This is a genomic window from Arthrobacter sp. BI5 (genome assembly GCF_056680065.1).
The window spans coordinates 1,552,830-1,575,438 of the sequence record NZ_CM155264.1; the positions used below are offsets into that span (position 1 = coordinate 1,552,830).

A 22,609-nucleotide genomic window follows, 5' to 3' on the forward strand; every position below is an offset into this window, starting at 1 on the left:
AGGAAGGCCCCGGAAGGAAATACAGGAGGGCGGGACCATGGCATCGCAGCTAATAGTGCGGTCGGTCCCGCCCTTTCGCCTCCCCGGCGCACCCAACGGGACCCCTGGCGCCGCCGCGACCTTGGGCGCCGCCCGTGAGCTGCTGGACGACGTCGAACTCGGGCGCGCCCAGAGCCTGCAACCCGGACCCCGGGAGGACTTCCTGGCCGGCCGGCTGGCCCAGCGGCGCTTCGCGGCGGAACTGCTGGGCGTGCCGGCGTCGGAGCTCACCGCCGCCTACGACTGCCCGCAGTGCGGTCCCGGCGGCCCGCACGGCCGGCCCGGCTACACGCTGGACGGTGTGCCGGTGCCGCTGCTGCTCAGCCTGTCCCGCAGCGCGGGCTGGGTGCTGCTGGCAGCCGTGCGTGATCCCGAACCGGGACTCAGCCTCGGCGTCGACGTCCAGGACCCGGCGGGTGCCGATTTTGACGGCTTTGACGACATTGCGCTGGGCCCGGCGGAGCGAGACAGTCTGCGCGGGCTCTCCGGCGGCGCGCTGCTGACAGGACGGGCCCGGCTCTGGGCCCGCAAGGAGGCCTGGTTCAAGCTGTGCGGTACCGGACTGCGCACCGCGCCGGCCAGCGTGGACGTGCTGCACCGGCCCGGCGTCCGGGATCTGGCACCGGATGAATCCGGACTGCCCGCGCAGTTCGCTGCCGCCGTCGCCCTGGCCGGGCTCCCGGAGGGGGCCAGCGGGGTTTCCGGGCCAACTTCACAGGCGGTCAGCCGGCTGGCAGCGGCGGCAGCGCCTCTTCGTAGAGCCAGGGGTGCAGCACGGCGTCGGCGTCGGTCCCGGTCACCCGGGCCGCTGCCAGGATGAAGTCCTCCGTGGTGACGGAGCCGTGCCGGTGGCTGCCGGTCCAGTCATGCAGGAGGGCGAAGAACGCGAGATCGCCGCAGTGCACGCGGACGGCGTGCAGGGCCAGGGCGCCGCGTTTGTAGACCCGGTCATCGAACATCAATTCCGGTCCCGGGTCACCGACCAGCAGGTCCTGGCCCGCGCGGTTGAGCATCCGCCAGGCCGCCCGGGCGCGGTCGGCCACACTCATGATGCCGGCCTCCTCGGACCAGATCCACTCCGCGTAGCAGGCGAAGCCCTCGTGCAGCCAGATGTCCTTCCACGACGCTGCCGTCAGCGAATTACCGAACCACTGGTGGGACAGTTCGTGCGCGATCAGCCGCTGCGATTCCCAGTCATGCGCCAGGTGGTTGCGGCCGAAAATGGACAGGGACTGGGCCTCCAGCGGGATCTCCAGGGCGTCCTCCGTCACCACCACGGTGTAATCGTCGAACGGGTAGGCCCCGAAGCAGCTGGTGAAGGCGCGCATCATCTCCGGCTGGCGGGCGAGCCCGGCCCGGGCCTCGGCTGCCAGCTCGGCCGGAACCGCGGCGGTCTGGGCGACGTCGCCGGGCGCCCGGTCCGGATTGAGCTGCAGCAGCTCGTACCGGCCGATCTGGACCGTGGCGAGGTAGCTGGCCATCGGCTCGGCCTGCTCGTAGACCCAGGTTTCGCGGCTGGAGCGGGCCTGGTGCGAGACCAGTACACCGTTGCAGACAGCCCGGTAGTTGGCGTCCGTGGTGACCGCAATGCGGTAGCTGGCCTTGTCCCGCGGATGGTCGTTGCAGGGGAACCACGATGCCGCACCGTTGGGCTGCCCGGCGACCAGGACGCCGTCGCTCAGCTCCTCCCAGCCCACCTCGCCCCAGAGCCCGCGGCGGGGAGCCGGATTGCCTTCGTAGCGGATGTCCAGGGTGAACTCGTCGCCGGGCAGCAGAGCCGTGTCCGGGACAACCACCAGCCGCTCCGCCCGCTGGTTGAATTTGCGCACTTTCTTCCCGGGCATCAGCACCTTGGTGGCCCGCAGCCCGGTCAGGTCCAGGACAATGGCGGAACTCTGCCGCCGGGCGACCGCGTGCAGTGTGGCCCGTCCGCTCAAGTGGTTGCTGTTGATCCGGTAGTCGAGCTCCAGCTCGTAGCGGGTGACGCGGTAGACGTCGGTGCCGTGGCCGGGCATGTAGGGATCCGGGGCAGCCGCGGGCGCTTCGGCAGGCAGCTCAGCGGGAAATTTCCCGGCGGCTGGTGCGGTGGGAGTCATGGGATGGCCTTCGGTGGTTGCGGTCGGCGTGGGGCGCCTTCCGGACGGTACACGGACGGTGCGGGACTACTTCGGCTTGGGCGCGGGAACATCCGGGCCGCCCCACGGGCTGACCGGATTTCCCATCCAGTACGTCGCGGCGGGAACGGTTTCACCCCTCATCACGAGTGATGCCGGCCCCACCGTGCCCCCGTTGCCGATCCGGGCCCGCGGCAGGATGACCCCGTGCGGGCCCATCGTGGCCCCGTCCTCGAGCGTAACAGTGTCGATGCTCATCACCCGGTCGTGGAACAGATGGGTCTGGACCACGCAGCCGCGGTTGACCGTGGCGCTGCGGCCCAGGGTAACGAGGTCCGCCTCCGGCAGCCAGTAGCTTTCGCACCAGGTTCCGGCCCCGATCCTGGCCCCCAGGGCGCGCAGCCACCAGACGAGGGCCGGGGTGCCGGACGCCGCGCGCGCGAACCAGGGGGCGCTGACCATTTCGATGAAGGTGTCCACCACCTCGTTCCGCCAGATGAAGGAGCTCCAGAGCGGGTGCTCACCCGGGCGGATGCGTCCCACCAGCAACCACTTCGCGACGACGGCGCTGCCGGCGGCGACCGCCCCGGCCAGCAGGACCACGACGCCGCACGCCAGGGCCGCCACCGCGTAGCTGAAGCTGCCTGCCAGCCAGTCGAGCGCCACCAGCACGCCGGCGGCTACGGCCACGGTCAGCACCACCGGCACGAAGCGGCAAAGCTCCCACAGCGCCCGGGCCAGCTTGAGCCGCAGCGGCGGCTGGAAGGTCCGGCTGTCATCGGAGGCGATGGCGGTCCGGCGCAGCCGCACCGGCGGGCTGCCCAGCCAGGAGGTACCCGCCTTCGCCTTGGCGGGGGTCGCGGACAGCACGGCCACCAGGGAGTTCTTGGGCACACTCCGGCCCGCGGCGGTCATGCCGGAGTTGCCCAGGAAGGAGCGCTTGCCCACCTTGGCCGGCGCGATCCGCATCCAGCCGCCGCCGAGTTCGTAGGAGGCGATCATGGTGTCGTCGGCCAGGAAGGCGCCCTCGCCCACGGTCGTCATTTTCGGGATCAGCAGCACCGTGGACGCCTCCACGTTCCGGCCGATCCGGGCGCCGAGCAGGCGCAGCCAGACGGGGGTGAAGAGGCTGGCGTAGACCGGGAAAAGCAGGTCGCGGGCCATGTCGAGGACCCGCTCGGTGGCCCAGACCTGCCAGCCGATCCGGCTGCGCACCCGGTAGTAGCCGGCGCGCAGCCCTAGGCCGAGCAAACGCGTGGTGCCGAGGATGAGCAGCAGGTTGGTGCCGAACCACGCGAGCGCTGCCAGCGGGAGCGCGGCGGCCAGCTGCGGCAGGGCGTCGAGCAGTGAGTCGTGTCCCTGGATGAAGAGGAAGATCACCAGGGCCGCCGCCGCGGCGGACAGGTAGGGGATCAGGGCCAGGACGGCCGAGGCCGAGGCGAAACCGGCAAACCACAACCGGCCAATCAGGTGGTGCTCCGGCGGGGTGTCCGGCCAGCCGTGTTTGGCCTTCCCCCGCCGTTCGGCCGGGGAACCGGCCACCAGATGGCCGGCTTTGACCCGTCCGAGCACGGCGGAGCCCGGTTCCACCTGCGCGCCGGCGCCGATGCTGGCCCCGGGCATGAGTGTGCTGCGGGCGCCGACGACGGCCCCGGCGCCGATGTGGATGGCGCCGATGTGGACGGCGTCGCCATCGATCCACCAGCCGGAAAGATCCACCTCAGGTTCGATGTTGCAGCCGTTGCCGAGCGAGAGCAGCCCGGTGACCGGCGGCAGCGAGTGGAGTTGGACGTTGTGGCCGATCCTGGCGCCCAGGGCCCTGGCGTAGTACGGCACCCAGGGGGCACTGGCGAGGCTGACGGCACCGGCCAGATCCTGGATCTGCTCGGCCAGCCACAGCCGCAGATGCACCCGGCCGGAGCGCGGATAGCTTCCCGGCCCCACGTTGCGCAGCAGGAACCGCGCAGCGGCCACGGAGATCGCCATCCGGCCGGCCGGGCTGACGAACACCAGCCAGGACGCCCCCACCCACCACCAGGACAGCGTTGGTGCCGCGCTGAAACCCGCGAGGGAGGCGAGCACGTTGTTCGCCGCCATCAGGTAGGTCAGCCAGCGCATCCCGACGAGGATGTGCAGCGGGACGCCCAGCAGCGTCTGCACCCACTGGGCCCGGCGGGAGGTGGGGCGCACGGAACGCTCGCCGGCCGCGGGGGCCGCGCCGTCCGGCAGCGACTGGCGCGCCGTATCGATCAAGGCCCCGATCCGGGGCGTGGCATAGATGTCCGCCACCGTGATCGTGGGGTAGCGGACCCGCAGGGCGGAGACCAGCTGGGCCGCGGCCAGCGAGCCGCCGCCGAAGGCAAAGAAGTCGGCGTCGAGGTCCGCCACGGTGCCGCCGAGCACCGCACTCCACTGTTCCACGATCCAGCGGGCATCATCGGGCAGGTTCAACGGCGCCGCCGCGGCATCGGCGGCGGCCGCCCCGGCCAGCGGCCACGGCAGTGCGTGCCGGTCCACCTTGCCGCTGGTCTTCGTCGGCAGGGCGTCCACCACGGTCAGCAGCGGAATCAGCGGCGCGGGCAGGCTCGAAGCGAGCAAGGCCCGCGCCGCCGCCAGGTCCAGCGTCCTGCCGTCGGCCGGCGCGAGGTAGCCAACCAGCACCTGGTTCCCGGCCGCCGTCGTCCGCACCGCTGCCGCCGCCCCGGCGACGTCGGGCAGCGACTGGAGGGCGGCGTCGATTTCGCCGAGTTCGATCCGGCGCCCACCCAGTTTGACCTGTTCGTCAGCGCGGCCGACAAAGAGCAGGCCGGCCCGCTCGTAGCGGACCAGGTCCCCGGAGCGGTAGGCGCGCTGCCAGCCCAGCGCCGGCAGCGGAGCGTACTTTTCCGCGTCCTTGGCCGGATCGAGGTAGCGGGCGAGCCCGACCCCGCCGATGATCAGTTCCCCGATTCCGCCCTCGGCGACCGGCACGCCGTCGGAGTCCACGACGGCGAGGTCCCAGCCGTCCAGCGGCAGTCCGATCCGGACCGGTCCCGCGCCGCCCAGCCGCGCCGCGCAGGCCACGACGGTGGCCTCGGTGGGGCCGTAGGTGTTCCAGACTTCGCGTCCGTCGACGGCGAGGCGTTCGGCCAGTTCGGGCGGGCAGGCCTCGCCGCCGAAGATGAGCAGCCGGACGCTTTCCAGCGACTCGACGGGCCACAGCGCGGCGAGGGTGGGCACCGTGGAGACCACCGTGATGCCGTGGTTGATGAGCCAGGGCCCCAGGTCCATGCCGGTCCGGACCAGGGCACGGGGCGCCGGGACCAGGCACGCCCCGTGCCGCCAGGCCAGCCACATTTCCTCGCAGGACGCGTCGAAGGCGACCGAGAGTCCGGCCAGCACGCGGTCCTGCGGACCGACGGGCTCGGCCTGGAGGAAGATCCGCGCCTCGGCGTCGACGAAGGCTGCGGCCGAGCTGTGCCGTACCGCGACGCCCTTGGGCGTGCCGGTGGAGCCGGAGGTGAAGATGACCCAGGCGTCGTCGCCGGGGACCGGCGGCCTGGCGGCCGGGAAGGGCCGGGGCCTGCCGGAATCCGTGACGATGGTGCCGCCCGCGCGCAGGATCCCGGAAACCCGGGCCTCGCTGAACACCAGTTTGGCCCGCTCGTCCGGGTCATCCGCGTCGACCGGCACGTAGGCGGCCCCGACCAGCAGCACGGCCAGGATCGCGATGTACAGTTCGTTGGTTCCCGAGGGGATCCGGACGCCGATTTTGTCCCCGGCTCCCAGCCCGGCCAGGTGCAGCTTCCGGGCGGCGGCGCGGACCTCGTCCATCAGCTGGGCGTAGCTGAGCGATTGGTGGCCGTCGTCGAGAGCGGAGGCGTCCGGGAAGCGGGCCGCGGTGTCCTGCAGGACCTCGATCAGTGTCCGCTCCGGCGGCGCGGCGGAGGCGCCGGGCAGCTGCGGCTGATAGGCGGGACCGGAGGCGGAACCGGCCGCGGAACCTGCCGCGGGGGTGGAACCTGCCGGCGCACTGCCGCCCAAAGAAACGCCGCCAGCCGGCGGTTGCTGCTCAATCACAGGGTGATTCTCCTCGCGGCAGATGAACGGAAGACGCCGGTGCCGCTCCCGTGCGGATCAGGGGACCAGGATGACCTTGCCCGTGGTGCGGCGCTGCTCCAGGTCGGTGTGGGCCGCGGCGGCGTCGGCAAGGTCGTAGCGGGCCCCAATCCGGACCTTCAGGCTGCCGTCCGCCACGGCGGCGAAGAGTTCGTCGGAGCGCCAGCGGCGTTCCTGTGCATCCCGGAGGAAGTGGTTGATGGTCGGCCGGGTCAGGTAAAGCGAGCCGCCGGCGTTGAGCCGCTGCGGATCGAACGGCGGCACCGGACCGGACGCGGCGCCGAAAAGCACCAGGGTGCCGCGGATCCGGAGCGCGGCCAGCGAACCGTCGAAGGTGTCCTTCCCGACGCCGTCGTACACCACGTGCGCGCCCGCGCCGTCGGTCAGTTCGCGCACCTTCGCGGCGAAGCCGTCGTAGCGCAGCACGTGGTCGGCGCCGGCGCCGCGGGCCAGCGCCTCTTTTTCGTCGGTGGAGACGGTGGTGATGACGTGCGCGCCCCTGGCCTTGAGCAGCTGGATCAGCAGCAGGCCCACCCCGCCGGCGCCGGCGTGCAGCAGCACGGTCTGGCCCGGCTCCACCTTGAAGGAAGAGTTGATTAGGTAGTGCGCGGTGATGCCCTGCAGGGGGAGCGCGGCCGCGGTGAAGTCGTCGACGCCGCGGGGCACCGGCAGGGCCTTGTCCGCGTCCACGAGGGCGTAGCCGGCGTAGCAGTTGACGCCCTCGGCGGTGGCGACGCGGTCCCCGGCGGCGAAACCGGTCACGCCGCCACCGAGCTCTTCCACAATTCCGGAGGCCTCCGAGCCCGGGGTGAACGGGTACTGCACCTTGTAGACGCCGCTGCGCTTGTAGGTGTCAATGAAGTTCACGCCGACGGCGGCGACCTTGATCAGCAGCTGGCCGGGACCCGGGACCGGCCGGTCAACTTCGGCGAGTTCGAGGACCTCGGGCCCGCCGGACTGACGGGCGAGAATTGCGTGCGTCATGTGTCTCCTTCTGAAAGGTCTCCGCTCCGGGGAGGAGAATTCCTGGCCCGGATTCCCCACCCATCCTAGGCACCCTTGAGCCGGCATCGAAGACCTTGCTCTCCATCTGCACCGCAGGAACTCAGCCGGCGAACCCGCGGACCGCCTGCCCGGCCACCTCGAGGTCGGCCCGGAAAAGGGATCCCGCCAGCGGGTCGTCCCCGGGTTGAAGATTCTCGCGGGAGGTCGTGATGTACAGCTGGTTCAGGTCGGGCCCGCCGAACGTGCAGGCGGTCACCTGGCGCGCCGCCACCTGCACGAGTCCGTCGGGACGGCCTTCGGGGGAATATCGCCGGACCTCGCCTGCGCCGTTGACGGCCACCCAGACGCCGCCCTCTGCGTCGACCGTGAGGCCGTCGGGCTGCTCGTCGTCCGGCAGGCGAAGGAAGGTGCGCCGCCCGGTCAGGCCGGCGTCGCGGTCGTAGTCAAAAACGGCGACGGAGTGGGTTGCCGTGTCGTTGTAGTAGGCGAGGGAACCGTCCGGGCTCCAGTCCAATCCGTTGGAAATGCTGACGCCGTGCACTGCTTGGTGAACTGAGCGGTCCGGGTCGAGCCTGTACAGCGCGGCGGCGCCGGGGCGCTGGTCGTAGGCCATCGAACCGCAGTAGAACCGGCCGTCCGGGTCGCAGGCACCTTCATTCATCCGGACGCCGGCGTCGGTCCACACATCACCCAGCCGGGTGAGCGTCCCGTCCGCCTCTTCAAGGCAAAAACCGCGCTCGACGCCGATCACCGCGCCGCCGCCCTGACGGGGCCGCAAGGCGGCGGCAATCGTGCCGACGTGGCGGCGGGTGACGGACCCGGATGCCGTGAGGGACAGTATGTCGCCGGCGAGCATGTCCACCCAGCGCAGACCGCCCCAGGCAGGGGACCAGACCGGACCTTCGCCGTGGTACGCGACGGGATCGGTGCACTGTTCTGCCTGCATGAAGCCAGCCTCCGGGTCGGTAGTGCCGCTAGTAACGCCGGGTTACGGTGGCCATCGGGCATTCGAAGTGGCGGCCCGCGGCGAGACCGACGTCGTTGAGGTAGCGCACGATGATGCCGTAGGACTGCAGCAGGGTGGTTTCCGTGTAGGGAACCTGGTGCTTGGCGCAGAACTCGCGGACGATCACGGCGGCCTTGTCCAGCTGGGGCCGGGCCATGTCCGGGAAGAGGTGGTGCTCGGCCTGGCGGTTGAGGCCGCCGAGCAGGATGTCCATAAAGCGGCCGCCGGAGATGTTCCGCGAGGTTAGGACCTGGCGGCTGAAGAAGTCCACCCGGCTGTCCGCCGGCAGGACGGGCATGCCCTTGTGGTTCGGCGCGAACGAGGCGCCCATGTAGAAACCAAAGACGGCGAGCTGGACGCCGATGAACGCCAGCGCCATGCCCCAGGGCAGGAACGTGAAGGCGAGCACCGGAAGCAGGCTGAGGCGGACCACCAGGATCGGGATTTCCACCCAGCGGTGTGTGACCTTGGCGCGCTGGAAGATGAACTTGACCGAATCGATCTGCAGGCCCAGGCCCACCAGGAACAGCAGCGGGAAAAAGAACCAGCCCTGCTTGCGGGTCAGGAAGGAGAACCGCCCCTGCCGCGTGGCGGCGCCCTCGGGGTGGAAGGCAATCGCGCCGGTGGCGATGTCCGGGTCCTTGGAGATCACGTTCGGGTGGTTGTGGTGCGCACCGTGCTTTTGCTCCCACCAGGAGTAGCTGATGCCGGCCACGGAGGTGGCGAGCAGCCGCGCGGCCCAGTCGTTGGCGCGGCGCGAGGCGAAGATCTGGCGGTGTCCGGCCTCGTGGGCGAGGAAGCTCAGCTGCGTGCACAGGATGCCAATGGCGGCCGCGATCAGGAGCTGGAACCAGCTGTCACCGATCAGCGCGAAACCGAACCAGGCGGCGGCCATCAGCAGGACCAGGACGGAGAACACCGTGATGTAGAACCCGGTGCGGCGTTCCAGCAGGCCCGCTGCCTTGACGCTCTTCAGCAGCTCCGAATAGCTCAGGACGACGGCGTTGGGCTGACGGACGCGCGGTTGCGGGCGCGCCGGCGTTTCCGCGGAAAGTGTGGTGGTGGGGGTCATGAAACGCATGCCTCGTAACTGTTACGGGCAACGTTGCAGCTGGCATTTGCAGCGGCACGGTCTGGATCACCCTCTATCCAGCATACGCTGACGCCGCCGGCAGCATCCGGACACGGCCACCTGCATGCATAAATATCGGGTTCTATGCATAGTCTTGCTGTATACTCGGTGCTATGACTATTTCTGTTGCCGTCTCCGGCGCAAGCGGCTACGCCGGCGGCGAGGTACTGAGGCTCCTGGCCGGTCATCCTGACGTCACCATCGGCGCCATCACCGCCCACAGCAACGCCGGTTCCAGACTAGGCGAATTGCAGCCGCATCTCCATGGCCTGGCCGGACGCATTCTTGAAGACACCACCGTGGAGAACCTCGCCGGGCACGACGTCGTGTTCCTCGCCCTGCCGCACGGGGCATCCGCGGAGATCGCCGCGCAGCTGCCCGCCGGCACGGTCGTGATCGACGCCGGCGCGGACCACCGGCTGGAGGACGCCGCGGCCTGGGAGAAGTTCTACGGCTCGCCGCACGCCGGCACCTGGCCCTACGGCCTGCCCGAGCTCCCGGGCCAGCGCGAGGCCCTCCGCGGCGCCACCCGGATCGCCGTCCCCGGCTGCTACCCGACGTCGGCCCTGCTGGCCCTCACCCCGGGCTTCAGCAACCACCTGCTCCAGGCCGACGACGTCGTGATCGTCTCCGCTTCCGGTACTTCCGGAGCCGGCAAGGCCGCGAAGGTGAACCTGATCGGCGCCGAAGTGATGGGCTCGATGAGCCCGTACGGCGTCGGCGGCGGACACCGGCACACCCCGGAGATCGAGCAGGGACTGTCCAAGGCCCTGAACGCACCGGTCACCGTGTCCTTCACCCCCACACTGGCCCCGATGAGCCGCGGCATCCTCACCACGGCCACCGCGAAAGTCCGTCCGGGTGTCACTGCCGGAGAACTGCGCCGAGCCTGGGCGGAGGCCTACGACGAGGAGCCGTTCGTCCACCTGCTCCCGGAAGGCCAGTGGCCCTCCACCAAGTCCGTGCAGGGCTCCAACCACGCCGTCATGCAGCTGGCCCTGGACGGGCACACCGGCCGCGTGATCGTCAGCTGTGCCATCGACAACCTCACCAAGGGGACCGCCGGCGGCGCCGTGCAGTCCATGAACATTGCCCTCGGCCTGGCGGAAACCGCCGGCCTCAACCTGCAGGGAGTCGCTCCGTGAGCATCACCGCACCCCAGGGATTCCGGGCTGCCGGCGTCAAGGCCGGCCTCAAGGCCTCCGGAAACCCTGACCTGGCCCTCGTTGTCAACGACGGGCCCAACAAGGCAGCCGCCGCCGTCTTCACCTCCAACCGGGTGGCCGCAGCCCCGGTGCACTGGTCCCGCGAGATCATCAAAGACGGCCGCGTGGACGCCGTGATCCTCAACTCCGGCGGCGCCAACGCCTGCACCGGGCCGCAGGGTTTCCAGAACACCCACACCACCGCGGAAAAGACCGCGGAAGCACTCGGCGCCTCCGCGACGGACATCTTCGTCTGCTCCACCGGGTTGATCGGCGAACAGCTGCCGATGGACAAGCTGGTCCCGGCGATCGGCGCCGCGGCCGCGGCGTTGGACGCCGACGGCGGCCCGGCAGCGGCCACCGCAATCATGACCACCGACTCGGTCTCCAAGCAGGCGGTCTTCACGGGCACTGACGCCGAGGGCAAGGAGTTCACCATCGGCGGGATGGCCAAGGGCGCCGGCATGCTCGCCCCGGGCCTGGCCACCATGCTCGTGGTCCTCACCACGGACGCGGAGGTCCAGCCCGAACTGCTCGACGTCGCACTCCGCGACGCCACCCGCGTGACCTTCGACCGGGCCGATTCGGACGGCTGCATGTCCACCAACGACACCGTGGTGCTGCTCGCTTCCGGCGCCTCGGGCGCCGTGCCGTCCGCCGTCGACTTCGGCAAGGGCCTCACCCAGGTGTGCGCGGAACTGGCCCGCAAACTGATCGGCGACGCCGAGGGCGCCAGCCACGACATCGCCATCCGCACCTTCAACGCCGCGAGCGAGAAGGACGCCGAAGTGGTCAGCCGGGCCGTGGCCCGCTCCAACCTTTTCAAGACGGCTATCTTCGGCAAGGACCCCAACTGGGGCCGTGTGCTCTCCGCCGTGGGCACCACCGACGCGGCCTTCGAACCGGACCAGCTGAATGTCTCGATGAACGGCGTGCAGATCTGCCGCAACGGCAGCATCGGCGAGGACCGCGGCCTCGTGGACCTGGAGCCGCGCGAGGTCCTGGTCGAGATCGACCTGCAGGCGGGCGCCGCCGAGGCCACGATCTGGACCAACGACTTGACGCACGAGTACGTCCACGAAAACAGCGCCTACTCCAGCTAGGCCGTCTGCTAACGGACGAACAGAAAGACGAACACCATGAGCACCCAGACCCGCGAGACCACTTCCATGGCCGACGCGCAGAGCAAGGCCGGCACGCTGATCGAGGCGCTGCCCTGGATCCAGCGCTTCGCCGGCACCACCATGGTGATCAAGTACGGCGGCAACGCCATGGTCAACGACGAACTCCGCCGTGCCTTCGCCGAGGACGTCGTCTTCCTGCACCACGTCGGCATCCACCCGGTCGTGGTGCACGGCGGCGGCCCGCAGATCAACGCCATGCTCAGCCGGCTCGGCATCGAATCCGAGTTCAAGGGCGGCCTGCGCGTCACCACGCCCGAAGCCATGGACGTGGTCCGCATGGTCCTCACCGGCCAGGTGGGCCGCGAACTCGTCGGCCTGATCAACTCGCACGGCCCCTACGCCGTCGGGATGTCCGGCGAAGACGGCGGGCTGCTGCGCGCCGTCCGCACCGGCACCGTCGTGGACGGTGAAGAGGTGGACCTGGGCCTGGTGGGCGAAGTTGTGGGCGTCAATCCGGAAGGCATCCTGGACATCGTGGCGGCCGGCCGGATCCCGGTGATCTCGACCGTCGCGCCGGAAATCCACGACGACGGATCCACCACCGGCCAGGTGCTCAACGTCAACGCGGACACCGCCGCAGCGGCAGTTGCGTCCGCCCTGGGGGCCTCCAAACTGGTCATCCTGACCGATGTCGAGGGCCTCTACGCCAACTGGCCGGACCGGTCATCGCTGATTTCCTCGCTGACGGCGTCGGAGCTGCGGGACATGCTGCCGCGGCTGGAGTCCGGCATGATCCCGAAGATGGCGGCCTGCCTGAAAGCGGTTGTCGACGGCGTCGAGCGCGCGCACATCGTGGACGGCCGGCTGCCGCACTCGATGCTGCTGGAAACCTTCACGACCGCCGGCATCGGCACCCAGGTCGTCCCTGACGAGGAAGTGAACGCATAGTGAGCAGCACTGAACTGAGCCATTCCGCTGAAGGCCGCAGCAGCGATGGGGGGCCGGGTGTGGTCGGGCACCGCGAAGCGGGCGGGGCCCCCATCGCTGCGGAGGCCGCCGCAACCACAATTGTCCCGAGCAGTAGCGGAGCCGACTGGCTGTCGCGCTACTCCTCCTCGCTGCTCGGCGTCTTCGGCACCCCGCAGCGCGTGCTGGTCCGCGGCGCCGGCTGCCTCGTCTGGGACGCCGACGGCAAGGAATACCTGGACCTGCTCGGCGGCATCGCGGTCAACGCCCTGGGGCACGCCCACCCCTTCGTCACCTCGGTGATCTCCAGCCAGCTGTCCACCCTGGGCCACGTCTCCAACTTCTTCACCAGCCCCACCCAGATTGCTTTGGCTGAGAAGCTGCTGGAAATTTCCCAGGCCCCGGCCGGGTCCAAGGTGTTCTTCGCCAACTCCGGTACCGAGGCCGTCGAAGCGGCGTTCAAGCTGGCGCGCCGGAATGCCGGGTCCCCGGAGTCGCCGCGGACCAAAATCATCGCCCTCGAAGGCGCCTTCCACGGCCGCACCATGGGCGCCTTGGCGCTGACCTCCAAGGAGGCCTACCGGGCGCCGTTCGCACCGCTGCCCGGCGGCGTCGTGCACGTGCCTTTCGGCGACATCGAGGCCCTCCGTGCCGCGATTGATGAGAGCACCGCCGCCGTCTTCCTCGAACCGATCCAGGGCGAAGCAGGCGTCCGCCCGCTGCCCGCCGGCTACCTCCGGGCGGCCCGCGAAGCCACCAGCGCCGCCGGCGCCCTGCTGATCCTGGACGAGGTCCAGACCGGCATCGGCCGCACCGGCAAGTGGCTGGCCAGCGAGGACGCCGGCATCGTCCCCGACGCCGTGACCCTCGCCAAGGGCCTGGGCGGCGGCTTCCCGATCGGTGCCCTGCTCACCTTCGGCCCCGAAGTTTCTGCACTGCTGTCCGCCGGCCAGCACGGCACGACATTCGGCGGCAACCCGGTGGCCACCGCGGCGGCCCTGGCCACCCTGCACGTGCTGGAGAACCAGCAGGTCCTCGCCCACGTCCGGGAGGTGGGGGAGCACCTGCGCACCGGCCTCGCCGGGATCGACGGCGTCACCGAGGTTCGCGGCGAAGGCCTGCTGATCGGCTTCGACCTCGACGCCGACGTGGCTCCCGCCGTCGTCGCCGCCGGGCTGGACGCCGGGTTCATCGTCAACAGCCCCGGTCCGCACACCATCCGCCTCGCGCCGCCGCTGATCCTGACCGAAGCCCAGGCCGACCGTTTCCTCGCCGCGCTGCCGGCCCTCCTCCAGACCGCAAAGGACGCCCAGTGACCGCCTCCATGACCGCATCCGTGCCCACCCGCCACTTCCTCAAGGACACGGACCTCACCCCGGCCGAGCAGGCCGAGGTCCTGGACCTCGCCGTCCGGATGAAGGCCGCCCCGTACAGCGTCCAGCCCTTCGCCGCGGAAGGCAGCGGCCGCAAGACCGTGGCCGTGATCTTCGACAAGACCTCCACCCGCACCCGGGTCTCCTTCGCCACCGGCATCGCCGACATGGGCGGCAACGCCCTGATCATCAACCCGGGCGAAGCCCAGATCGGGCACAAGGAGTCGGTGGAGGACACCGCCAAGGTGCTCGAACGCATGGTCTCCACCATCGTGTGGCGGACCGGCGCGCACGCCGGCCTCGTCGCAATGGCCGGGAACGCCCACGTCCCGGTGATCAACGCCCTGTGCGATGACTACCACCCCTGCCAGCTCCTTGCCGACCTGCTGACCATCAAGGAACACAAGGGCACGCTGGCGGGACTCACCATGAGCTACCTCGGCGACTCCGCCAACAACATGGCCAACTCCTACCTGCTGGCCGGCGTCACCGCGGGCATGCACGTGCGCATCTCCGGCCCGGAGGGCTACCTGCCCGCTGCGGAGATCGTCGCCGCCGCGGAAGAGCGCGCCGCGGAAACCGGCGGCTCCGTGCTGGTCACGGTTGACGCCGCAGAGGCGCTCCGCGGAGCCGACGTCGTCGCCACCGACACCTGGGTCTCGATGGGCCAGGAAGACGAGAAGGAAGCCCGGCTGCAGCTGTTCCGCGAGTACTCCGTGGACGAGGACGCGATGAAGCTCGCCGCGCCGGACGCCGTCGTGCTGCACTGCCTCCCGGCGTACCGCGGCTACGAAATCTCCGCCGGCGTGATCGACGGCCCGCAGTCCGTGGTCTGGGACGAGGCGGAGAACCGGCTGCACGCGCAGAAGGCGCTGATGGCCTGGCTCATGCACCGTTCAGGCCTGGCAGTGGTTGATGGGCTGGCGCCGGTGGACGGGCTGGACTGATGTCCGTCCAGCCCGCCGCCCAGGGGGCCAGCCCGGCCACCAAAACGGCCCGGCAGGCGCGGATCACCGCGATCCTCACCGGTGAATCCGTCCGCTCGCAGGCCGAGCTGGCGGCCCTGCTCGCGGACGACGGCGTCCAGGTCACCCAGGCCACGCTGTCCCGCGACCTCGTGGAGCTGGGCGCTGTCCGGGTCCGCGGCAAGGAGGGTGTGCTGGTGTACGCCGTGCCGGGGGAGGGCGGGGAACGCGCGGCCAAAAGCGGCGTGACCCAGGAAATCCTCGACGCGCGGCTCGCGCGGCTCTGCGGCGAGCTACTCGTCACGGCCGAGGCGTCCGCGAATCTCGTGGTGCTCCGGACCCCGCCGGGCGCCGCGAACTTCCTGGCCCTCGCCATCGACCACTCGGTGATGCCCTCGATCCTCGGCACCATCGCCGGGGACGACACCGTGCTGCTGGTCACCCGCGACCCGGCCGGCGGCGCCGCCGTCGCCGCCCGCTTCCTGCAGCTGGCCGAAGAAGCCGGCCAGTGAGACCCATCTGTGAACTTTCACTAGAGACCCCAAGAACCCAACAACTAAGGAGCATTTGAAGTGACTGAGCGTATTGTGCTGGCCTACTCCGGTGGCCTGGATACTTCCGTAGCCATCGGCTGGATCGGTGAAGCGACCGGCGCCGAGGTCATTGCCGTGGCGGTCGACGTCGGACAGGGCGGCGAGTCGCTGGAGACCATCCGCCAGCGTGCCCTCGGCTGCGGTGCCGTCGAAGCCTACGTGGCCGACGCGTCGGATGAGTTCGCGAACGAATACTGCATGCCCACGCTGAAGGCGAACGCCCTCTACCAGGGCCACTACCCGCTGGTTTCCGCGATCTCCCGCCCGGTGATCGTCAAGCACCTGGTCAAGGCTGCCCGCGAATTCGGCGCCACCACGGTGGCCCACGGCTGCACCGGCAAGGGCAACGACCAGGTCCGCTTCGAGGTCGGCATCCAGACCCTCGGCCCGGACCTGAAGTGCATCGCCCCGGTCCGCGACCTCGCCCTGACCCGAGACAAGGCCATCGCCTTCGCCGAGGAAAAGGGACTGCCGATCGAGACCACCAAGAAGAACCCGTACTCGATCGACCAGAACGTCTGGGGCCGCGCCGTCGAGACCGGTTATCTCGAGGACATCTGGAACGCCCCCACCAAGGACATCTACGACTACACCGCCACCCCGGAGTTCCCGCCGGCCCCGGATGAGGTCACCATCTCCTTCGAAGCCGGCGTGCCGGTCGCGATCGACGGCGTCAAGGTCACCCCGCTGCAGGCCATCAAGGAACTGAACCGCCGCGCCGGCGCCCAGGGCGTCGGCCGGATCGACGTCGTCGAGGACCGCCTCGTTGGCATCAAGTCCCGCGAAATCTACGAGGCCCCGGGAGCGATGGCGCTGATCACCGCGCACAAGCACCTCGAGGACATCACGATCGAGCGCGAGCAGGCCCGCTTCAAGGCCACGGTCGGCCAGCGCTGGTCCGAGCTGGTCTACGACGGCCAGTGGTTCTCCCCGCTCAAGCGCTCCTTGGACGCCTTCATCGAAGACACCCAGCGCTACGTCTCCGGCGACATCCGCATGGTCCTGCACGGCGGCCAGGCGATCGTCAACGGGCGCCGCTCCGAGACCTCGCTCTACGACTTCGATCTCGCCACCTACGACACCGGCGACACCTTCGACCAGTCGATGGCGCGCGGCTTCATCGAGCTGTGGGGCATGTCCGCCAAGGTTGCCTCCGGCCGCGACATCCGCGTCGCAGGAAAGTAGCCCGCGTGGCTGAGTCGGAAACCACCAAGTCCGAGGCGACGAACACAGGTGCGCTCTGGGGCGGCCGGTTCGCCGGCGGCCCCGCGGACGCCCTTGCAGCGCTGAGCAAGTCCACGCACTTTGACTGGCGGCTGGCCCGCTACGACATTGCCGGGTCCCAGGCGCACGCCCGCGTGCTGCACAAGGCCGGGCTGCTGGACGACGCCGAGCTGGAAGGCATGCTCGACGCCCTGGGCCGCCTGGACGCGGACGTCGCCTCCGGCGCGTACACCCCGGCCGAATCGGACGAGGACGTGCACGGTTCGCTGGAACGCGGCCTGATCGAGCGTGCCGGCACCCAGCTGGGCGGCAAGCTCCGCGCCGGCCGCTCCCGCAACGACCAGGTGGCCACGCTGGGCCGGATGTTCCTGCGCGACCACGCACGGATCATCGCCCGCGGCGTACTCGCCACGATCGATGCGCTGGTCGGTCAGGCCAAGGAGCACCGCGGGGTGGCCATGCCCGGCCGCACCCACCTCCAGCACGCCCAGCCGGTGCTGCTCAGCCATCATCTGCTGGCCCACGCCTGGGCGCTGCTGCGCGATGTGCAGCGGTTGGCCGACTGGGACAAGCGCGCCGGCGTCTCGCCCTACGGCTCCGGCGCCCTCGCCGGATCCTCGCTGGGCCTGGACCCGGAAGCGGTCGCGGCGGACCTCGGCTTCAACTCGGCCACGCACAACTCGATCGACGGCACCGCCTCCCGCGACGTCTTCGCCGAGTTCGCATGGGTTTCGGCCATGATCGGCGTGGACCTGTCCCGGGTATCGGAGGAAGTGATCCTGTGGGCCACCAAGGAGTTCTCCTTCGTGACCCTGCACGATTCCTACTCCACCGGCTCCTCGATCATGCCGCAGAAGAAGAACCCGGACGTGGCCGAACTCGCCCGCGGCAAGGCCGGCCGGCTGATCGGCGACCTGACCGGGCTGCTCGCCACCCTCAAGGGCCTGCCGCTCGCGTACAACCGCGACCTGCAGGAGGACAAGGAACCGGTCTTCGACGCCGCCGACACCCTGGAGCTGCTGCTTCCGGCCGTCTCCGGCATGATCGCGACGCTGAAGTTCAACACCGAGCGGATGGAATCCCTGGCACCCCAGGGCTTCGCGCTGGCCACGGACATCGCCGAATGGCTGGTCCGGCAGGGCGTGCCGTTCCGCGAGGCGCATGAGCTCTCCGGCGCCGCGGTGAAGCAGGCCGAAAGCCGCGACGTCGAACTCTGGGACCTGACGGACGAGGAATACGCCGCCATCTCGGAGCACCTGACGCCGGACGTCCGCACCGTGCTGTCCACCGAAGGCTCGCTCAACAGCCGGAACTCGCAGGGCGGCACCGCGCCGGCCGCCGTCGAGCGCCAGCTGCTGGCACTTGAGGCAGAGCTCGAGGCCGTGCGCGCCTACGCCGGCTAACTCTTCGACACCCGCGAGATGACACTTCGCGGCAATGTTTTCCGATAACACTGCCGCGAAATGTCATCTCGCGGCGTTTAAGGTGGGTGGATGAGCGAATCGTTCCGCCAGTTCCTGCGCGCCCTGCCCGACTTCCCCGACGCGCTCCCGGACTTCGACCCGGAGCAGGCGCCCGCGGATCCCGCCGAGCTGTTCCGGCAGTGGCTCGCGGAGGCCCTGGCGGCAGGCGTCCCGCAGCCGAACGCCTGCAGTCTGGCTACGGCCGACGCGCTCGGCCGGCCGTCCTCGCGGATGCTGATCCTCAAGGACATCGACGACGACGGCTGGCACTTCGCGACGTCCCGCCAGTCGCGCAAAGGCCGGGAACTGGCGGATAACCCGCACGCCGCGCTGAACTTCTTCTGGCAGCAGCAGGGCCGCCAGGTCCGCGTGGCCGGCGAGGTCGTGGAACTCTCCGCGGAAGCTTCCGCCGTCGACTGGCACGATCGGCCCGGCGCCGACGGCAGCGCGAACCCCAGCTGGCAGCTCTACGCGCTCCGGCCCCGCGAACTCGAATTCTGGCAGGCGCGGCACGACCGGCGGCACATCCGGCACCGTTATGGGCCCGGCCAGGACGGCCGGCCCAGTTAGCCGCGATTAATCCGGACGCTCCGTTAGGATGGGCGCCATGACCTCAATCACCCCTGAAAACCTGCTCGAGGAACTCCGCTGCGCCGCCGACGTCGTGACCGGAATCGCCGTCAAACTGGGCGACCAGGATGTCCAGGCCCCGTCCGAACTCCCGGGCTGGACCCGCGGGCACGTGCTGGCCCACCTCACCGGAATCGGCAACGCGATGGCCCGCCAGGCCGAATACGCCGCCCGCGGCGAAAGCATCGAACTCTACGACGGCGGCTTCGAAGGACGCACCCGCGCCATCGAACTGGCGGCCGGCCACAGCGCCGAGGAGCACCGGGCGGCCGTGGCCGCCGCCTTCGAGCGCGCACTCACGGCGTTCGGGGCACTCGATGCGGCAGGTTGGCAGGAACCCATCAGCTACCGCGGTGGCGTGGTGTTCGACGGCGGCCTGGCGCTCTGGCGCGAGCTCACCATCCACGCCACCGACCTCGGCACCGGCCGCGGCCCCGAAACCTGGAGCAAACCGTTCTGCGAACACCTCTTCGACTTCCTGGCTGCCCGGGTGCCCGAGGGGGAGCGGTTCGTGCTGCAGCCGCTGGGTCTGCCCTCCGTCACGATCGGTGCCGCCGGCGGACGCTCGACCGCCATTAACGGCATGCTCACCGACATCGCCGCGTGGCTGGCCGGCCGGACCCCCACCCTGGGAAGCCTGCGCGCCACCGCAGCGGCCGACGGCGTCGACCTTCCGGAGCTGCTGCCGTGGCCCGCCGGGGTGCCCGTCACCCGCTGACACTTCCGCCGAGGTGACATTTGACGCCGATCTTCTGACGAAACATTGGCGCCAAATGTCACCTCGGCGCGGTTTCGAGCAGCGCCGCCTCGCGTTCCCGGGACAGCAAGCTTTCCTTGATGGCGAGCCCCCAGCGGAACCCGCCCAGGCTCCCGTCGGTGCGGATCACGCGGTGACAGGGCACGAACAGGGCGGCCGCGTTGAAGGCGCAGGCGCTGGCCGCCGCGCGGACGGCTTTGGCGTTGCCGGAGAGCTCAGCGTATTCGGTGTAGGTCACCGGACTGCCTGCGGCCACGGTCCGGAGCATGTCCCAGGCATGGCTGCGGAAGGGGCCGGATTTCTGCAGCACCGGCACCTCCATCACGGCGCCGGGATCGCCGGCATAAAAGTCCTCGACGGCGGCCGAGATGCTGCCCAGGTCCGGGACCGTCTCGTAGCCCTCAGGCAGCAAGTCGGCATGGATCTGGCCGGTGAGTTCGCCGGGTACCGCGGTCCAGCCCGAGGCCAGGACGGCGCCGTCGCGGGCAATGATGGTGAACGGGCCATCCGGGGTGGACATGGTGAGGAGCTGCGCTTTCATTGCGTCACTTTCTTCAGGGCTGTTGTCTTGGTGCGGGCCGATTTTGTCCGCGCCGCGGACTGGGCTGCTGCGGCCGCGCGCCAGAGGTGCATGGTGGCGTAGGAGCGCCACGGGCTGACCTCCCGAAAATCGGGAGAGAGCGAAGCGGGGGCCAGGGGAGCGGGGGACGACGGGGCCGGGGCCGGGACAGCCGCCTCGTCGCCAGCCTCGTCGGCGGCGACGCTATCGGTATTGCCTGATTCCTGCGCCAGCGAGCGGATACCGTTGCGGACGGCGGCGTCGTTGGCCAGGAACACGTCCGGGGCGCCGATCACCCGCATCGCGAGGTATCCCACGGTCCAGGGTCCGACGCCGGCCAGCGGCAGGAGCTTGGCCTGCAGCCCGGCCAGGTCGTCGCCGTAGCCGAAGTCCAGCTCGCCCGCCGCCATCGCCGTTGCGGCGCCGCGGATCGAATCGATGCGGCGCTGTGGTCCGCGAAGCAACTGGAATCCGGTGTCCGCAATGTCAGCCGGCGTAGGGAAAATCCGGTGCAGGCCGTCTGCCGGAACCGCACTTTCGCTGCCGCACGCCGACAGCTGGACCAGGGCTGTCCGCGCCGCCGCCACGGTGATTTGCTGGCCGACCATGGCGCGGATCAACAGTTCCTGCGGGTCCACGGCCCCGGGCATCCGCATTCCCGGGGCGGCCGCAACACTGGCCGCCAGCCGCGGATCGGCGGCGAGGGACGTGTCAATGGCGACCGGGTCGGCGTCGACATCCAACAGCCGCCGGACCCTGCTGAGCAGCGAGGCCAGGTCCCGCAGGTCCACGGCACCGATGCTTAGCTTCAACGGGCGTCCCGGCGCATCGACGTCGTAGTCCACCCGGAAGCGCGCGTCCCCGTGGGACAGCCGCAGGGTACGGGCATAGGACGTGGCCGTCCCCTCCTCGATCCCCGGAATGGCGCGCACGGCCAGGAAGCCGAACACCCCCGGATCAAAGGGCTCCCGGTAGGGCAGGTTCAGGGCCAGGGCCGTGGAGGACACCGCGGTGCGGCCCGGCGACTGCGGGTGCCGCGCCGTGGCCCGCAGCGCCGACGGCGTCATGGCGAAGACCTCGGCGATGGTCTCGTTGAACTGGCGGACGCTGCTGAAGCCCGCGGCGAACGCGATATCGGCGGCCTTCATTGAGGTGGAGACCAGCAGCGTCCGGGCGGTCTGGGCCCGGCTGGCCCGTGCCAGCGACAGCGGACCGGCGCCCAGTTCATGGCTGAGGATCCGGTTGAGCTGCCGCGAGGAGTAGCCCAGTCGCGCAGCGAGCCCCTCCACGCCGTCGCGGTTAATCACACCATCGTTGATCAGCCGCATGGCCCGGCCCGCGATGTCGGAGCGGACATTCCATGCCGGGGTGCCGGGCACCGCCTCGGGCAGGCAGCGTTTGCACGCCCGGTAGCCGGCGTCGTGGGCGGCGGCCGAGGTCTCGTAGAAGGTGACGTTGCCGGCTTTGGGGGTCCGTGCCGGGCAGGACGGCCGGCAGTAGATTCCGGTGGTGCGGACAGCGGTGTAGAACTGCCCGTCGAAACGGGGGTCCCGGGCATCGATTGCCCGGTAGCGCTGCCAAAAGTCCATGGCTCCATCCTGCCAGCCCGCGTCCGCCCCCGCTAGCGGAAATCGGACACCGCCGTGGAGGGCCGCTACTCCGGGGAGGAAGGGGTTTGTTAAAGTCGGGGAATGGATTCCAGCGTGACGCCCGAGGCCCTGCGCGGGCTGCTCTCCGCCGATGCGCGCACCGTTGCGCCGCTGCTGCTTGGCGCGGTGCTGACGCACGAGAGCCACGGCGGGCCGGTCGCCGTGCGGATCACCGAGGTCGAGGCCTACCTGGGGCCGGAGGATTCGCTGCATCCGGATCCCGGCTCGCACACGTTCCGCGGCCGGACCCGGCGGAACGCCCCGATGTTCGGCCCCGCCGGGCATCTCTACGTGTACTTCACTTACGGCATGCACCACTGCGCCAACATTGTCTGCGGCCCCGAGGGAGTGGCCTCCGCGCTGCTCCTGCGCGCCGGCGAGGTGGTCGCCGGAGAGGAACTGGCCCTCGCCCGGCGGCCGACGTCGAAAGCGCCGAAGGACCTTGCCAGCGGGCCCGCCCGCTTCGCGACGGCCCTGGGACTGACGACGGCGGACAGCGGCCGCGATGCGCTCGGCGCCCCGTTCCGGCTCGAGCTCCCTGCCGCGCCCGCGACGGCGATCAGCTCCGGGCCGAGGGTGGGCGTCTCCGGCGCCGGCGGCAGCGACGAGTACCCGTGGCGTTTCTGGCTCAGCGGCGACCCGACCGTCTCCCGCTACAAGGCGGCAAAGGTCCGGACGGCGTAGCCGGCCATCAGGGCGTGGCACCG

General features: G+C 70.3%; 19 protein-coding genes. 12 read left to right on the forward strand and 7 right to left on the reverse strand.

Going from position 1 to position 22,609, the window contains the following annotated elements; genetic code table 11:
* The first annotated feature begins 37 nt into the window (after nt 1-37).
* Nucleotides 38-859 carry a 4'-phosphopantetheinyl transferase family protein gene (locus AC1MED_RS07070; RefSeq protein ID WP_479786192.1) on the forward strand — a complete coding sequence of 274 codons (822 nt, stop codon included), beginning with the start codon at nt 38-40 and terminating at the stop codon, nt 857-859.
* Here the strand turns inward: AC1MED_RS07070 and AC1MED_RS07075 are convergent.
* The 5 genes from AC1MED_RS07075 to AC1MED_RS07095 form a co-directional block, all read right to left on the reverse strand.
* A complete protein-coding gene (locus AC1MED_RS07075) occupies nt 762-2,135 on the reverse strand; it encodes a M1 family metallopeptidase (RefSeq protein ID WP_479786193.1) in 1,374 nt (457 codons plus the stop codon). The two genes, AC1MED_RS07070 and AC1MED_RS07075, sit on opposite strands and share 98 nt — an antisense overlap.
* Nucleotides 2,136-2,201: 66 nt before the next feature.
* Nucleotides 2,202-6,092, reverse strand: coding sequence for a Pls/PosA family non-ribosomal peptide synthetase (locus AC1MED_RS07080; RefSeq protein WP_479786594.1), 3,891 nt, complete (start codon nt 6,090-6,092; stop codon nt 2,202-2,204).
* 177 nt (nt 6,093-6,269) lie between these two features.
* The gene (locus tag AC1MED_RS07085) at nt 6,270-7,235 is read right to left on the reverse strand and encodes a quinone oxidoreductase family protein (protein ID WP_479786194.1); all 966 of its coding nucleotides are present in this window, start codon (nt 7,233-7,235) and stop codon (nt 6,270-6,272) included.
* A gap of 121 nt (nt 7,236-7,356) precedes the next feature.
* Entirely contained in the window at nt 7,357-8,202 is an 846-nt protein-coding gene (locus tag AC1MED_RS07090) for an SMP-30/gluconolactonase/LRE family protein (protein ID WP_479786195.1), read from the reverse strand.
* A gap of 28 nt (nt 8,203-8,230) precedes the next feature.
* Nucleotides 8,231-9,334, reverse strand: coding sequence for a fatty acid desaturase family protein (locus AC1MED_RS07095; RefSeq protein WP_346959812.1), 1,104 nt, complete (start codon nt 9,332-9,334; stop codon nt 8,231-8,233).
* 173 nt (nt 9,335-9,507) lie between these two features.
* Between AC1MED_RS07095 and argC the strand changes: the two genes are divergently transcribed.
* The 10 genes from argC to AC1MED_RS07145 all read left to right on the forward strand — a co-directional run bounded on the left by argC (nt 9,508) and on the right by AC1MED_RS07145 (nt 19,655).
* Complete coding sequence (argC, locus tag AC1MED_RS07100; RefSeq protein ID WP_479786196.1) at nt 9,508-10,539, forward strand: N-acetyl-gamma-glutamyl-phosphate reductase; 1,032 nt, start codon at nt 9,508-9,510, stop codon at nt 10,537-10,539.
* Nucleotides 10,536-11,702: a bifunctional glutamate N-acetyltransferase/amino-acid acetyltransferase ArgJ gene (argJ, locus tag AC1MED_RS07105; RefSeq protein ID WP_479786197.1), complete on the forward strand. Its 1,167-nt coding sequence runs from the start codon at nt 10,536-10,538 to the stop codon at nt 11,700-11,702. The genes argC and argJ overlap by 4 nt, the downstream gene beginning before the upstream one ends.
* A 36-nt stretch (nt 11,703-11,738) precedes the next feature.
* Nucleotides 11,739-12,671 (forward strand): acetylglutamate kinase, encoded by a 933-nt coding sequence (gene argB, locus AC1MED_RS07110; protein ID WP_479786198.1) that lies wholly within the window; start codon nt 11,739-11,741, stop codon nt 12,669-12,671.
* A 92-nt stretch (nt 12,672-12,763) separates the two neighbouring features.
* Nucleotides 12,764-14,005, forward strand: a complete 1,242-nt coding sequence (locus AC1MED_RS07115) for an acetylornithine transaminase (protein WP_479786596.1) — start codon at nt 12,764-12,766, stop codon at nt 14,003-14,005.
* 8 nt (nt 14,006-14,013) lie between these two features.
* Nucleotides 14,014-15,009 (forward strand): ornithine carbamoyltransferase, encoded by a 996-nt coding sequence (gene argF / locus AC1MED_RS07120; RefSeq protein ID WP_479786598.1) that lies wholly within the window; start codon nt 14,014-14,016, stop codon nt 15,007-15,009.
* A complete protein-coding gene (locus tag AC1MED_RS07125; RefSeq protein ID WP_175323272.1) occupies nt 15,009-15,539 on the forward strand; it encodes an arginine repressor in 531 nt (176 codons plus the stop codon). The genes argF and AC1MED_RS07125 overlap by 1 nt, the downstream gene beginning before the upstream one ends.
* Nucleotides 15,540-15,599: 60 nt before the next feature.
* The gene (locus tag AC1MED_RS07130) at nt 15,600-16,805 is read left to right on the forward strand and encodes an argininosuccinate synthase (RefSeq protein WP_175323273.1); all 1,206 of its coding nucleotides are present in this window, start codon (nt 15,600-15,602) and stop codon (nt 16,803-16,805) included.
* Between the two features lie 5 nt (nt 16,806-16,810).
* Entirely contained in the window at nt 16,811-18,247 is a 1,437-nt protein-coding gene (argH, locus tag AC1MED_RS07135; RefSeq protein WP_346959740.1) for an argininosuccinate lyase, read from the forward strand.
* A gap of 90 nt (nt 18,248-18,337) precedes the next feature.
* The gene (locus AC1MED_RS07140; RefSeq protein ID WP_479786199.1) at nt 18,338-18,877 is read left to right on the forward strand and encodes a pyridoxine/pyridoxamine 5'-phosphate oxidase; all 540 of its coding nucleotides are present in this window, start codon (nt 18,338-18,340) and stop codon (nt 18,875-18,877) included.
* 37 nt (nt 18,878-18,914) lie between these two features.
* Nucleotides 18,915-19,655, forward strand: a complete 741-nt coding sequence (locus AC1MED_RS07145; RefSeq protein ID WP_479786200.1) for a maleylpyruvate isomerase family mycothiol-dependent enzyme — start codon at nt 18,915-18,917, stop codon at nt 19,653-19,655.
* A 58-nt stretch (nt 19,656-19,713) separates the two neighbouring features.
* On the opposite strand, the gene AC1MED_RS07150 is transcribed toward AC1MED_RS07145, so the two are convergent.
* Nucleotides 19,714-20,235, reverse strand: coding sequence for a methylated-DNA--[protein]-cysteine S-methyltransferase (locus tag AC1MED_RS07150; protein WP_479786201.1), 522 nt, complete (start codon nt 20,233-20,235; stop codon nt 19,714-19,716).
* On the reverse strand, nt 20,232-21,842 hold the full coding sequence (locus AC1MED_RS07155) for a DNA-3-methyladenine glycosylase 2 family protein (protein WP_479786202.1): 1,611 nt from the start codon (nt 21,840-21,842) through the stop codon (nt 20,232-20,234). Before AC1MED_RS07155 ends, AC1MED_RS07150 begins: the two co-directional genes overlap by 4 nt.
* Nucleotides 21,843-21,944: 102 nt before the next feature.
* Here AC1MED_RS07155 and AC1MED_RS07160 point away from each other — a divergent pair, with 102 nt between their 5' ends.
* Nucleotides 21,945-22,586: a DNA-3-methyladenine glycosylase gene (locus AC1MED_RS07160; protein ID WP_479786203.1), complete on the forward strand. Its 642-nt coding sequence runs from the start codon at nt 21,945-21,947 to the stop codon at nt 22,584-22,586.
* Nucleotides 22,587-22,609 lie beyond the last annotated feature (23 nt).

Coding starts and splice junctions, on each gene's coding strand:
- AC1MED_RS07070 (WP_479786192.1), top strand. CDS start 38: ATGGCATCGCAGCTAATAGTGCGGTCGGTCCCGCCCTTTCGCCTCCCC.
- AC1MED_RS07075 (WP_479786193.1), bottom strand. CDS start 2,135: ATGACTCCCACCGCACCAGCCGCCGGGAAATTTCCCGCTGAGCTGCCT.
- AC1MED_RS07085 (WP_479786194.1), bottom strand. CDS start 7,235: ATGACGCACGCAATTCTCGCCCGTCAGTCCGGCGGGCCCGAGGTCCTC.
- AC1MED_RS07090 (WP_479786195.1), bottom strand. CDS start 8,202: ATGCAGGCAGAACAGTGCACCGATCCCGTCGCGTACCACGGCGAAGGT.
- AC1MED_RS07095 (WP_346959812.1), bottom strand. CDS start 9,334: ATGACCCCCACCACCACACTTTCCGCGGAAACGCCGGCGCGCCCGCAA.
- argC (WP_479786196.1), top strand. CDS start 9,508: ATGACTATTTCTGTTGCCGTCTCCGGCGCAAGCGGCTACGCCGGCGGC.
- argB (WP_479786198.1), top strand. CDS start 11,739: ATGAGCACCCAGACCCGCGAGACCACTTCCATGGCCGACGCGCAGAGC.
- argF (WP_479786598.1), top strand. CDS start 14,014: ATGACCGCATCCGTGCCCACCCGCCACTTCCTCAAGGACACGGACCTC.
- AC1MED_RS07125 (WP_175323272.1), top strand. CDS start 15,009: ATGTCCGTCCAGCCCGCCGCCCAGGGGGCCAGCCCGGCCACCAAAACG.
- AC1MED_RS07140 (WP_479786199.1), top strand. CDS start 18,338: ATGAGCGAATCGTTCCGCCAGTTCCTGCGCGCCCTGCCCGACTTCCCC.
- AC1MED_RS07145 (WP_479786200.1), top strand. CDS start 18,915: ATGACCTCAATCACCCCTGAAAACCTGCTCGAGGAACTCCGCTGCGCC.
- AC1MED_RS07150 (WP_479786201.1), bottom strand. CDS start 20,235: ATGAAAGCGCAGCTCCTCACCATGTCCACCCCGGATGGCCCGTTCACC.
- AC1MED_RS07155 (WP_479786202.1), bottom strand. CDS start 21,842: ATGGACTTTTGGCAGCGCTACCGGGCAATCGATGCCCGGGACCCCCGT.
- AC1MED_RS07160 (WP_479786203.1), top strand. CDS start 21,945: ATGGATTCCAGCGTGACGCCCGAGGCCCTGCGCGGGCTGCTCTCCGCC.